Source organism: Pseudodonghicola xiamenensis DSM 18339, from assembly GCF_000429365.1.
Taxonomy (GTDB): Bacteria; Pseudomonadota; Alphaproteobacteria; order Rhodobacterales; family Rhodobacteraceae; genus Pseudodonghicola; species Pseudodonghicola xiamenensis.
Genome location: NZ_AUBS01000056.1, coordinates 1 through 12917, shown reverse-complemented (window position 1 = coordinate 12917; position 12917 = coordinate 1). Strand labels below are relative to the sequence as shown.

Below are 12917 nucleotides of genomic sequence, written 5' to 3'. Positions count from 1 at the left end.
GCTAGGCGGTATCCGGCCATCGCACCGAGCTGGCGCCGGGCCTGGAACGAGGTGATCCCGTTCCTCGACTACCCGCCCGAGGTGCGCAGGCTGATCTACACCACGAATTCCATTGAGGCATTGAATTCGAAGATCCGGCGCGCCGTCCGAACCCGCGGTCACTTCCCAAGCGATGAGGCAGCAGCGAAATTGATCTATCTGGCGCTCAATGCTACATCCACCGAATGGAAGCGTTCGGTGCGCGAATGGCACGCTGTCAGAAGTCAGCTTGCCATCATGTTCGAAGACCGCTTCCCAATGGCGTAAAAAAACGCGTCAGGCACAAAATTCGGCACAGTCTCATACGGGGAGCCCATGCCAGACCATGACCCCTTGCCAATCGGACTGTTTGACCCAAAGCCCAGCACCCCACCAGCGGCGCAAGTGTCGATCACCGGCTCTCGCCCCCCTGCCCTTCCCTGCAGGGGAATGCAGGGCCTTGCCGCGGCAGGCTATCGATACCGGAATATTCAGGACACGAACCGCACCAACGGCTGATTTCGATCTCGGGACATTGTCGCCCAACGCTCTGCAGAAAATGCGGAAGAAAGTCGCTAGGTCAATCTCCACGGTCTAGGATTGGCAGATGGCGAAAGGTTGCACCAAGACGGAAGCCATCGCCACGGGATGAACCACTTTCTGGCCGAACTGATCGGGGAGAATTGAAACCGCTTGTGCGCCGGCATCTCAGGGTTTCCGGCACCCTGAGCTTTTGGCGGCGACCTGGTCCGGTCACGGCTGAAACTACGGCTGTTCGTCAATGTGGCGAGGATAGATTGACGGCAGACGACATGGCTGCATGGAAAACTCCGGGTTCAGTCCGGGTTGGACGGATCAACTGCGTCCAACTCGAAAATCGTTGCCTCGGGTTTTGGTCCCATCACACGCGTTGGCAGATTAGGCGCAGGCAATTGCCCTCTGTGGTGCCCCTTCACCAACACAACTTTACCGCTGCGATAGCGCCGCTCATGTTCGCTCACCCAATGGCGAACAGGGCCGCTTCGCCCGTCCTGGACCTGACGCTCGAACTCAAGGCGAGCCTGCCGCTCCTGCATGTGAGCCGCGGCCTGCGGACCAATGCGGATTGTAAGATGGGATTTCTGCGCGTCTAGAATCCAGGACTTCCCGAACTTTCGAGCGGTCTTTGCATCCTTGGCTGTGAACGTCTCGTTTTCCGTGGGAATGATGCCACCCAAGTCCGGGGAAACCAGCATCGCAAAGAGCGCGTAAGGGATAAACAGGTCGTAGCCTGTTTCAACTTGGTGCACCGTGCGCCGACCGTTGATCATTTCCATCGTATCACCGCTCCGCACACGGAATTCGACCATGGAATGGCTCAACTCGACTTCGACGTTGTCGTAGTTCAACTCGCCTGTCGGAATTCGCTTCACGAGCAAAGCGCAGATTGGATCGACGACCCGCGAATTCTCGCGGCGATGGAACATCGTGATGCGCAAGTGGCCCTTGTTTCGATCATCGATGAGATAGCCGCGTAGACCAGTGCCTACGGGTTTGTCGTCATGTCTCGTTACAGGTGAAGCCCGTTCAAAGCGCGCGACACCCAGCTCTCGATCGTCGAATTCGACCCAAACAACGTCGGCGGGGAGCTTTACCTCACCCAGAATGGCCATTGCGGGAAGACCGGTTTCCGAAGCCTGCTTGGCGACTGCGTCATGAAGCGTATCGGCATAGGCTGCAGCCATATGGTCGAGCAGGTACACTTTCGCTTGCTGCAGGGCATCGAGCGCATACTCGCGAAAAAGCCTCAGATCCTCGGACGGCGTAAAGTGCCAAACCAAGTCGTCAGCAGGAGCCGATCTACCCGCAAGCGATGAACCGTATAAGGAAATCAATGATTTGTAGAGCATGCGACGTGACCCGAACCAAATACAACGCAGTGTCCGACGAACCCTGACGATGTTCAAGCTGCATTCATTGCACTGCAATTGACCGCTGATGTCTGTGCAAAGCCAGATTGGCTGACGCTCGAGCTTGTTTTCTTAATGCAAAGGCATGCCGACCATCGTCGGCTCAGTCTGCCGGTCGGCCGGAACGGTGGACAAGCGAAAGGCCCGGATCGGAGCTTTGCCCCGAGCCCGAGCCGTCTTCGACCCCGTGGGCTTTACGCCCGCGGGTCGATCTCACCCACCACCTGTACCTCGTCTCCGTCGATTTCATCGGCGGGGACGGCGCCGAAGGTTCCATCTCCTGCCTGGAAGACGACAATCGAGACCATGAGCGTGGCGGCTAGGGAGGCTGCGAAGGCGTGAGCGTCTTTGCGGGACATCTGTTTGGCTCCTGTCTTGGAGGCGGGGGACCATCCCCCGCGCGACAGGACCCCGCAGGCCCGAAGACTGGCTGACATCACCGGGTGCGTTCGGCTCGTCCGAATCCACCCGGCGGCACGGGCTCGCCCGTAGTCCGACCCCTCGCGGGTTGATCTCGAAGACGGGATTCGGGGCAAGGAAGGGAATGGCGAGCGGGGGATTGTGCGACCGCTGACTGGAGCCGGGTGTCCCGCTGATGCCATCGGTGCCAGCCTCCCGGGCAGGCTTTTCAAGGAATACGTCATTCCGTGTTGGAATGGATCCTATGGTGCCCCGCGATCTCGCAGGACAGGATCGTGATGGGTGAGAGGCCCGCGCTCTGGCGGGCCCCTTGGGTTCTACATCGGCTCAGGCGGCAAAATCCGCGTCCCCTGCCCTGTCGCCGTCCTCGCTGCCGACGATCTCCAGCCGCGCGTTGCGATAGCCTTCTCTGGCGATCCAGAGTTCGGCAGCCGTGACAGACTCGGCCAGGTGGAGCAGCTCCGTGCAACCGCCGAAATCCAGCAGGACACGCACCTGCCCAGGCTGTGGTTCCTCAGCGACCTCGAAGGTCAAGGCGCTATCTGCCGAATGGGTCCGCATGATCGTCACGAGAATGACCCCGTCCGAGGAGAAGTTCCCCTCGTGCAGCGTGAACGAAGCCGGCGCCGTCCAGGTTGGATAGGGTCGCGGCGGCTCCTTCTTGACGAGACGGCCGACGCCGTTCGAGCGCTCCCAGGCCGCGAGCTTCTTTGTGAACCGGGCGGGCGGTTTCGTTGTGCTATCGGTGTAGCGAATGAGCGCGCCCAGGGGCGCGGTTTCGAGAATGGTGGTTGGAGACATGATTCCTCATCCTGAATGCGTCATTTTGCATTCATCTTATTGATATTGTTGTATTTTATGTGATTGAGCGCGGGTTTCCCCGCCCTCGGATGGCGCAGATCACTCTGCGGCCATCATCGACGCATCATCACCCGGCAGGTCAGCGGTGAGGAAGGCGGGAAGGTCGACATCCTCGGTCTGGCCGGCGTCGGAAACGGGCTCAGGCGCCCCCTGCCCTTCTGCGTCGTCGAGTGCTGCCAGATCGTGACGGCGAAGAACCTCCGGCAACCAGCCGCTGCCTTTCAGCAGACGCTCGGCTTCGGTCGCCATCTCGCCCTTCTTCAGGTGATCGAGGAGTTGCGCCGTCCCCTCCCCTTTCGCCTCGCGCACAGCCTCGAGTATCCGTGCCTTGGGCACGCGGTTCAGGTAGGTATCGGCCGTCGGCTCCCAACCCGCCTCGACCATGTCGAGTTCGACCGCCTGTGCAACCAAGTCGGACTGGGTCATCCGCTTGGTCAAGCCGCTGGCGGAGATACCGGCACCATAGGGGTTCACCTTCTCATGGAGCGCGTTGATCCCGAAGCTGAGGCAATGCGCGAGCAGCGAAAGCCGGCTCCCTTGATCGAGGGAAGCCAGGTAATCCCAGAGAGCGGCATCGTCGCCGAGCGGCAGGTCGGCCTCCCACTCCGCATGACGATCGTCAACCAGCTTGGCTACCACGCTGTCCTTCAGATCGCTCGCCTGCGCCGACATATAGACGTGACGCACCGAGGCCTCGAGGCAGCTGCCGGCCGAACTGGACGTCCGGAAGGTGTCATTGACGAGCTTCAGGAGCAGCAGTGTCAACGCGACGTCAGGTGAGCGCCCGACAGCTTCCCGCAGTGCCAATGTCCGGTGCGCCGTCAACTCCATGATCAGCCGCTCAGGCAAGGGCTTCAACGCACCATCGTCCTCGTCGTCGGGCATAATTCCGCCAAGCGCCTGACCGGCAGAGGTGATCACCGTGCCATGGCCGACACCGTCCGCGCTGCGCCCCGCTGAAAGCTCAACGCCCTGCCCGTCTGCCGCCTGTTCACCGCTGTGGACGTCGGCATCTTGCCGAGGTTCATCCTCGGGCCGGACAAAGCCCCGATAAACTGAAAGCTCGCCATAGCGGTCAAGCGTCACGAAAGCCCCTGCCCGTACGATCTCCTCCGCGTCGAAGATCAGCGGCCTAGCCTCCAGCTTCTCCATCGCGACTTCCAACTCGCCAAGACGCGCGTCGATCTCTTCGGGGAATTCATCCTGGCCCTCGTATTCCTCCTCGAGCGCCCGGTACTCGGCAAGCAGCTTGGCATGGGCCGCGCCTTCGTCATCTGTCATCGGAGCCGGGTCTCCGCTCAGCCGCCGCAAACCATGGCTGTAGCCATAGGGCAGGTCGAGCGAGACCTCGATCCATTTCCAACCTTCGGTCGCGATCGCTTCGGCTTCAGCCTGAAGCTTCTCGCTGACCAGACGATCGAGCAGGGCAGGGTCTTCCAGCCAGCCGCCGTCATCGCCTTGGAAGAGGTCATGCAACATGGTGCCACCAGCCGTCTCGTACGCCTCGACGCCTACAAAGACGGCCCGACGGTCAGAGGCGCGTACCGAGGTTTCCGTCAGCATCCGCCGGATCTGATAGGGCTCCTTGTTCCACGACGACTTGATCGCATCCCAGACCTGAACCTGACGCTCGTGATCCGGATTGACCGTGAAGGCCATCAGCTGCTCCAGCGTCATCTCGTCCTCGGCATAAAGCTCGAGCAGGGCAGGGGCCACGGCGGCGAGTTTCAGGCGCTGTTTGACCACCTGCGGCGTGACGAAGAAAGCGGCCGCGATCTCTTCATCGCCCTGACCCTTCTCCCGAAGCGCCACGAAGGCGCGGAACTGATCGAGCGGATGCAAGGCAGCGCGCTGCATGTTCTCAGCGAGCGAGTCGTCTTCGGCGAGGATGGTGGAATTGGCATCCCGAACGATGCAGGGAATGGGCGTGGTCTTAGCCAGGCGTTTCCGCTTCACCAGGAGAGACAGGGCCTGGAAGCGTCGGCCGCCAGCGGGGATTTCGAACTTGCCGGTCTCGGAACCATCATCCGCCAGAACGGGCCGGACGCTCAGGCTCTGCAGCAACCCGCGGCGGGCGATGTCTTCGGCCAGTTCCTCGATGGAGATGCCGGCCTTGATGCGCCGAACGTTGGACTGGCTCAGCACGAGCTTGTCGAAGGGAATGTCCCGGGACGGGGACAGGGTGACTTTCTGGGCAGATTTCGCCATCAGATCTTCTCCACGACGGGCGCCGGAAGCCACTCTTCCGATCTCACTTCCCGTCACCCCTCAAACCAACAAACCTTTCCCTCTCTTATTCTGACGCTCCCGAGACAGGACCTTAACAGCTGTTAAGTCGTCAGTCCCGAGGTGGCGGAACAGTACGCAGTCTCTCAACCTTAACAGCTGTTAAGCTGCAGATCGTCGCCCAATCAATGCCATGACCATCGGCCCACAGGAAAACTCACCGGCCGCAGCTTTGGCAGTCAGAGCTCGCAAGTATCCACCAGGCGATCTGATGTCCTCAAAGCGTTCCAGCATGGCAGCAACGACGATCGACGCTTGCTCCGGACCCATGAACCGCTGGGCTTCTTCCCATGCAGACGCACTGATCCCCATAGCTGGCCGCACATGGCATGCCGCGTCAAAAAGCTGATGCCAATGCCGGATTTCGCCTTGGTAGAAGGTCTTGAGCGAGGGACATGCCGCGATCACTAGGTGCAGCGGGATCTTTGGCAGGAGTCTTGTGTCCCGTTCATCGACGTCAGCAACAGGCTCATCCGTGTTCACATCTGGCACGCCGGCCGCCGCCCCGCTTTTTTCTAAAGCAGGTTCAAGATCTATAGATTCTTTATTTGAATTATGATGGTGACGCTCAGATCGGGCATCATTGGTGTTCATTTCTTCTGTTTCAGGACCATCAATGATGTTGCGTGCCTGGTCGAGGAGAGCTTCAAGATCGGCTCGATAGGCCGCGAGATCCTCAATTGAAAGCTTGCGGCGAAGCGCGCGCGCTGTGAGGGCGGCCGTGTCACGAAGCTGATCCCAGAGGCCAAGGCCTGGCTGCATCTCGTCTCCGAACTCCGCGAGGGCCGCGAGATCACGCCGCATGAGGCTTACGACCTCTCTCAGACGCCTGACGCGCTCCTCAGCCTCACGCACGGCCTCTGCAGCCCGTGCTATCTCCTCGGACTGGCAGTAGAGCGGGGAAAGATCGAAGCCAAAGGCGACGCGCTCTTCGCCGTGCTTGCGGACGTAGCGCTTCCCATTGGGGCTATCACGCCGCTGGAGCAAACCAGCCTCGACAAGACGCGCAAGGTGACGACGCATCGTGGAGCAGGGCATACCATTCAGGCGCTCACAGATCGCCTTGTTCGAAGGGAAGACTACCATCTCGGCATTCCCGCCAAGCGCATCGTCTGGAAAGAAGCTGAGGAGCCCCTGCAAAACAGTCAGATCACGTTCCGACACGCCAAAGGCCGCTTGCGCCTTGGAGAGCTCGCGTAGGAGTTCCCACTTGTTGACGGGTCTGGCCGGAACAGATGCCTCGGGGCGCTCGATCACGCGCAGATGGGCGTGCGAGATCGGCCGCATAAACGGCGAAATTGGTGTGTACTCCATGAAAACGTTCACGAAGGCAAAATTTCTACGGCCCGCGAATCGCTTTGCGCTTGCGGGGTAGGGGCCAGAACGCTACATTCAGAAGTGCGAAAACTGAGATTTTGTAGCGGGCTGATCCCGGTGCGAAACCTTACAAAGGTCTCGTGAAGCTAGCTTCTCGGGGCCTTTTTCTTTTTTGCCTGTATCGTGCCTCCTTCTTGTTGGTTGCTCTTCCTCAGTCTCCTGAACGCTTCCAGCGCTCATGAAGCTCGGTAATCAGCTTTGGGGCATTGCCCTCCAACCAGCTGACAAAATCAGGTTCATCCGTGGTCAGATCGAGTTTTAGCTGCTTGCCTTGGCGACCGGTCTTGACTGTGGCAGCTCCGACGCCGGGGATCGCCAAAGCAGGCGCGCCCTTGCGAGGCGGACTTGCTTTCCTCTCCGCGTTCTTTGCAACCGCCAGAACTGCGAGAAACGCACGATCAGAAACCTCATCGACCGAGCCGGAATTTTCGGACTTGGCTGCATGAGCTACGGCTTGCATTTGGGCTCGATCACCGTCGTAGGCACCCAAGGCCTTTTTGAGCTCTTCCCACCTCGGGCGACCAATCCCGGGAGCTGCACCAATTGCCTGGATGAGTTCCTCGCCGACCGTCCGAACGACACTCAAGAGTTGTGAAACCCCAGCTTCGTGGAGGTTAAGGACTTCGGCGACACCTCGATTGGTGCGCTCAGCCCCTTCCAAATGGTCACCGTCAAGAAGCGCCGTCGCAACAAGCGCACGTTCAATAAAGCTCAGATCACGACGCTCTTGGTTCTCGAGAAGCTGATCTCGAAGCGCTTGATCACCCTCAACTTCCGTGACGATGGCTCGAACTTTGATACCGAGTTCGCGACATGCTTCCAGGCGTCTGCGGCCATAGATCAGGTTGTAGCGATCGCCTTCCAGTGGGCGGACCAAGATAGGCACACGCTGACCGTTCTTGGAAATAGAGTTCTTCAGGCCCTCAACTTCAATCTGAAGCCTGTCATCTAACCGTCCTTCGGTAACAATCTGCGCCGGATCGATCTCAAATACACCGCCACGCAGTCGGCGCCCTTCAAGAGCGTCAGGAGCGTTGCGAAGGGTCTGCAGCGGCAGGCCAAGTTTAGGCTTTCTTGCCATTCCGCCCCCATGTGTTCTGGATGATTTCAGCGATCTCATCGTTCACTGCGTTCATGGATTCGATCGCACGATCAAACGTCTGACGCGTGAAGTCCTTTTTGTCAGCTTCGTAGAGCGTTTGCTTGGTCAAGCCGGCATCAGAAATTGCGGTCGATTCAACCATGTGATTGGTCAGGACCGACCTCCCAAACAGCCCGCGAATGAAAGCGATGACTTCGGTTTGTGGCGCGTCGCCGACTTTGTATCGCGTTGGCAAAAAGCGCAGCCAATCGAAGCGCAGATTTGCGCCTGCATCCCTGATCACTCCCAGGAGATCCGCAGTCATTCGCAGGAATTGGGACATCGACATGAGGTCAAGCATCTGCGGGTGAACCGTCACGAGGACACCCGAGGACGCGGAAAGTGCTGACATCGTCAAGAAACCAAGCTGCGGCGGGCAGTCGATCACAACAACGTCGTAGTTTGCTTCAACACTATCGAGAGCATCATGAACTCTCGCAAAGAACGCCTTGGCTCCTCCTCGCTGGATAGCAGCAGGCGTCTCGTGCTCGAACTCCATGAGTTCAAGGTTGCCCGGGATGAGATCAAGGCCGCGGATGTAGGTCTTGCGGATCACTTCGCCGATCGGAACCGGATCGTCGTAGCGAACTGCATCATAGAGGGTTCCGCCCTCCATAAGGTCGAGTTCCGGCTGGATTCCATGAAGAGCTGAAAGGGATGCTTGAGGGTCGAGATCGATCGCAAGAACCCTGTACCCCTTTAGCGCCAAGCGTTGAGCGAGGTGAGCAGACGTCGTCGTTTTACCGGACCCGCCCTTGAAGTTCACCACTGAAACGACTTGAAGCTCGTCACCGTCGCGACGTCCAGGCACGTAAGTTCCAGACTTCTTTGCATTTCCTTCAAGCGTCTGACGGATTTCCCAGATATCGTCGAGCGTATAGCGGCGATGACTTCCAGCCGTCGTCTCGACGTCAACGATCTTTCCTTCTCGATGAAGCTTACGAAGATAGGTATGATCGACGCCAAGGAGTTCAGCAGCTTCGCCGCTGGTCAAAGTGCGCATCACCTTCTTTGCATCCGGCGGGAAGTGGGCAGCGCGCTGAGCATGCAGGTTCGACGCGAGAAGTTCCGCGTAGCGCCCGATGGCGATGTCTAGATCCTGCTCTACTTCGCTCATGTCTGCCCCGATCCGTGGGCGCGTTTTTTATGTAACCGCGCGTTATTTTTCGAGACTATTGCCCGACCAACCAGATTCGTGCAAGCACTTTCTAGATTTAGTGGCAATCGGTTAGGCCAACACAAGTGCCATCTTCAGAGGAGCCCCAGCTTTTCAGCGCGCTCCAGCAGCATTCTGACTGAGGAAGGCTGCCAGCTGGTGCGACCGCGAGGGGTGCGCTCACGCATGGATTCCAGTCGGTCACAGATTGCCTGCAAGGTGATCTCGGGGTCAGCGCCTTTGATTGCAGCGACAATCGCAGGCAGGCGATCATCGGTTTCGCGACGTCCAGCGCGCCCAAGCACTTCAGCGGGCAGGAACCCGTCCCGCACATATGCTTTCACAGCGCGGAGCAGGCGGCTTTGCGTCCAATGGCGGCCGTGGGGTAGGGGGCCATTAATGATCCGCAGCACGTCTTCCCAAGCCATGTCGGGGCGCAGGCGGCGCACATGGGGCACCCACTCCTGCGCTGACTCGTTGAGGCGCTCCATGTAGCCATCCTGTCGCGCAAGCCGTACCTTTCGAAGCGCGGCGGGGTCCTTGGTGCGAAGCCCAGGATTGCCACCAACGCGACCTTTGGCGCGCGCAGAGGCAAGACCCGCCTTGGTACGTTCGCGGATTAACGCGCGTTCGAACTCGGCCGCTGCGCCCAGAACCTGCAACGTGAACTTGCCTTGCGGCGATGCAGTGTCGATCGGATCATGGAGCGAACGGAAGAAGGCTCCCTTGGCCTCCAGGCGCTCGATCACTTCCAGCAAGTGCGACAGAGACCGCGCAAGCCGGTCGATCCGCACGACAACCAGGGTGTCGCCCTTGCTGATCTTTTCAAGCACCCGTGCGAGCACCGGCCGCGCCCGATTGCCACCTGAGGCGTGCTCTTCAAAGATCTCTACGCAACCCGCAGATTGAAGGGCTTCCGACTGGGGCAGGGGGGTCTGATCTTCGGTCGAGACGCGCGTGTCGCGTAGCCCTTAATTGTGAGATGGGAAATCCAACGAAATCAACGGCTGATCTTTGCCCTTAAATATGAGATTTTGCCTTTAATTCTGATATTTTTGCCCTTAAGCCTGAGACAGGGTTCACAGACATTTGCGGCAAATATCGATGAATGATGATGGCGAAGACTCCGTTGCCGTTGGTGCTGAAGAGGCGCGCAGGGCCGCGGTGCTGCGCCCTCTTGTTCAGGCATATCTCAATGGGACTGGCAGCCTGGAACGTGGCATCAATGACGCCGTTTGGGAGCTTGGTGTCAGCAGGGCGACGGTCTGGCGTTGGATAAAACGGTTGGCGGAAGAGGGTGGGCGCACCAGCGCTCTGGCTCCGCGGAAACGGGGCCGCCCGACCGGGACGATGTTAATATCCAGCAAAGTCGAAGCGGTAATCGAGGAGCACCTTCGCCGCTATTTCTTGCGCCGGGAGCGTTCGAGCTTGTCGCGCGTCGTGACAGAAATCCGCAGCGCTTGCTGGCAGGAGGGCTTGCAACCGCCGACGCGTCGGACGGTTCAGCGCAGGCTGGATGCAATGGACGCCCGCGCAATTGCCAAGGCACGCGAAGGCGCAAAGGCGGCCCGCCAGAAATTTGCGCCGGTCGTAGGCGACAACAAGGCAAACCGGCCACTGGAGGTCGTGCAAATCGACCATACGCCTGCGGACATCATTCTCGTCGACAGTTTTGAACGCCAACCAATTGGGCGGCCTTGGGTCACGCTGGCGATCGACGTCGCAACGCGGATGGTGACCGGATATTACACCTCTCTCGAGGCTCCTTCGCGTCTGTCGGTGGCGCTTTGCCTGACACAGGCTGTGGCCCCCAAGGCGGAACTTCTGGCGGAATTGGTGTGCAATGTTCCTTGGCCCGCGCAGGGTAAACCACATAGCATCCACGTCGATAACGGGCGCGATTTCCGGTCGCATGCCTTTCGGTCGGCATGTGCGGAATGGGGGATCGATCTGGTCTATCGGCCGCCAGGCAGTCCTCATTTCGGAGGGCACATCGAACGATTGATCGGCACGATGATGGGGGCCGTGCACCTGTTGCCTGGAACAACGCAATCCTCGGTCGTGGCCAAGGGCGACTACGATGCCGAAGGCATGGCCGCGATGACTTTAGGCGAATTTGATCGCTGGTTTGCCCTGGAAATCTGCCGCTACAACAACAGCATTCATTCAAGTCTTGGCTGTACGCCCGTCGCCAAATGGGAGGTGCTCTCAGAGGAAATGATGGGCGACATCCCCTTCGAGATGGAAGCCTTTCGGGTGAGCTTCTTGCCGAGCGAACTGCGCAAGGTCAGGCGTGACGGCATCCATCTGTTCCAGATACGGTACTGGTCGGATGCGCTTGCAGGCCACATTGGGCGCGGGGATGGGAAGGTGGTCGTTCGCTACGACCCTCGCGATATCTCAATGATCTGGGTCGAATTGGACGATGGCCGATATGTTGAGGCGCGTTACAGAAACTTGGAAATTCCGCCCGTGCCGCTCTGGGAATATCGCGAAGCCATGAGGAAGGCCCGTGCCCTTGGCAAATCCGGGTCCAATGAGCTGGTCCTGGCTGAGCTGATCCGACAGCAACGCCAGATCGAGTTTGAAAGCCGGGGCCTAACGAAGGCCGAACGCCGATCCCGTGAAAGAAAAGGGACATTGGAGGGCACCAACTCGGCTGTCTCGAAAACCGAAAGGCTGCGCCCGATCGACACGGGTGATACATCGCGCCCATTGTTCAAAGTGGAGAGATGGTGAATTGAGGGCAGGGACAACAGAGGAAGACGGTCGGATCGCCCTCATTCAATCGGATATCTGGATTGGCTTTCCGCGGGCCGAACAAGTTCTGGACCGTTTGCAGGGTATGATCGAAGCGCCAAGGCAAACCCGTATGCCTGGCCTTCTTGTGCATGGCGCGTCTGGGATCGGCAAGACGATGATCGCCCGCAACCTGTCGCGCAGATATGCACCGGAATATGACCCAGCATCGGGAATTACGCGAACGCCGCTCTTGCTGTTACAAGCACCGCCAGCTCCCGACGAACGGCGGTTCTATCTGCACATCCTGGCGTCCGTCGGGGCACCGGCCACGGCACTGGGCGCGCGCGCTCAAAATGTGGCCTCCCTCGAAGTCCGTGTTATTGCGCTTTTGCGCGACCTTGGCCTGCGGATGATCATGATCGACGAGGTCCACAACCTCTTGGCCGGGACCCACCGCGAACAGCGACGCTTTCTCAATGTTCTTCGTTATCTCAGCAATGAGCTCGAGGTGTCACTGGTCTGTCTTGGGGTCAGCGAGGCCGTCGACGCCATCCGTGGTGATATCCAGCTTGCCCGACGGCTGGACGAACATCACTTGCCAAACTGGCGCGACGATGCCGAGTTCTCGGACATGATCCAGACCCTTATTGCTGCCATGCCACTGGAAAAGAAGTCCAACCTGAAGGTCAAGTCACTCAAGCAGATACTTGCACTGACCGGTGGGGTGACCTCGCGCATTTTCGCCCTGATCAAGGATCTTTCCATCGACGCCATTGTAACAGGTGATGAATGCATCACCGATGACGCAATCGTAAAATGGACGCCGGTTTGGTCGCGCCATGCGAACCCCCATCGGCGGCTCGAGAAGTCCGGGGTGTGAAGCCGCACCCGCTGCCCAAGACTGTCGCGCCGCTGCCAGACGAGTTGTTGTCAGGTTGGTTGTCTCGGCTGGCGGCGGCCAACTACT

Annotated in this window: 10 protein-coding genes and 1 pseudogene; 3 read left to right on the top strand and 8 right to left on the bottom strand. The window is 59.2% G+C overall.

Features of this window, described 5'->3' with window-relative positions:
- Positions 1 to 306: IS256 family transposase (locus G455_RS0121230; protein WP_028095487.1), on the top strand; the 306-nt coding region annotated here is incomplete at its 5' end.
- Positions 307 to 854: 548 nt separating this feature from the next.
- Here the strand turns inward: G455_RS0121230 and G455_RS0121225 are convergent.
- The 8 genes and pseudogenes from G455_RS0121225 to G455_RS25035 all read right to left on the bottom strand — a co-directional run.
- Positions 855 to 1907, bottom strand: coding sequence for a hypothetical protein (locus G455_RS0121225; protein ID WP_028095486.1), 1053 nt, complete (start codon positions 1905 to 1907; stop codon positions 855 to 857).
- Between the two features lie 254 nt (positions 1908 to 2161).
- The gene (locus G455_RS26740) at positions 2162 to 2326 is read right to left on the bottom strand and encodes a hypothetical protein (RefSeq protein ID WP_169726943.1); all 165 of its coding nucleotides are present in this window, start codon (positions 2324 to 2326) and stop codon (positions 2162 to 2164) included.
- Between the two features lie 388 nt (positions 2327 to 2714).
- Positions 2715 to 3188, bottom strand: a complete 474-nt coding sequence (locus G455_RS0121215; protein ID WP_028095485.1) for a hypothetical protein — start codon at positions 3186 to 3188, stop codon at positions 2715 to 2717.
- A 99-nt stretch (positions 3189 to 3287) separates the two neighbouring features.
- Complete coding sequence (locus G455_RS0121210) at positions 3288 to 5456, bottom strand: ParB/RepB/Spo0J family partition protein (RefSeq protein WP_028095484.1); 2169 nt, start codon at positions 5454 to 5456, stop codon at positions 3288 to 3290.
- A gap of 180 nt (positions 5457 to 5636) precedes the next feature.
- Complete coding sequence (gene repC, locus G455_RS0121205; RefSeq protein WP_028095483.1) at positions 5637 to 6848, bottom strand: plasmid replication protein RepC; 1212 nt, start codon at positions 6846 to 6848, stop codon at positions 5637 to 5639.
- A 214-nt stretch (positions 6849 to 7062) separates the two neighbouring features.
- A complete protein-coding gene (gene repB, locus G455_RS26220; protein ID WP_084437158.1) occupies positions 7063 to 7992 on the bottom strand; it encodes a plasmid partitioning protein RepB in 930 nt (309 codons plus the stop codon).
- Entirely contained in the window at positions 7976 to 9169 is a 1194-nt protein-coding gene (repA, locus tag G455_RS0121190; RefSeq protein WP_028095481.1) for a plasmid partitioning protein RepA, read from the bottom strand. The genes repB and repA overlap by 17 nt, the downstream gene beginning before the upstream one ends.
- 134 nt (positions 9170 to 9303) lie before the next feature.
- A pseudogene (locus G455_RS25035) lies at positions 9304 to 10164 on the bottom strand (recombinase family protein); the annotation flags it as partial.
- 148 nt (positions 10165 to 10312) lie between these two features.
- Here G455_RS25035 and G455_RS25030 point away from each other — a divergent pair.
- Entirely contained in the window at positions 10313 to 11947 is a 1635-nt protein-coding gene (locus G455_RS25030) for a Mu transposase C-terminal domain-containing protein (RefSeq protein WP_028095480.1), read from the top strand.
- A gap of 1 nt (position 11948) precedes the next feature.
- Positions 11949 to 12830 (top strand): TniB family NTP-binding protein, encoded by an 882-nt coding sequence (locus G455_RS0121175; protein WP_028095479.1) that lies wholly within the window; start codon positions 11949 to 11951, stop codon positions 12828 to 12830.
- The last annotated feature ends 87 nt before the right edge of the window (positions 12831 to 12917 follow it).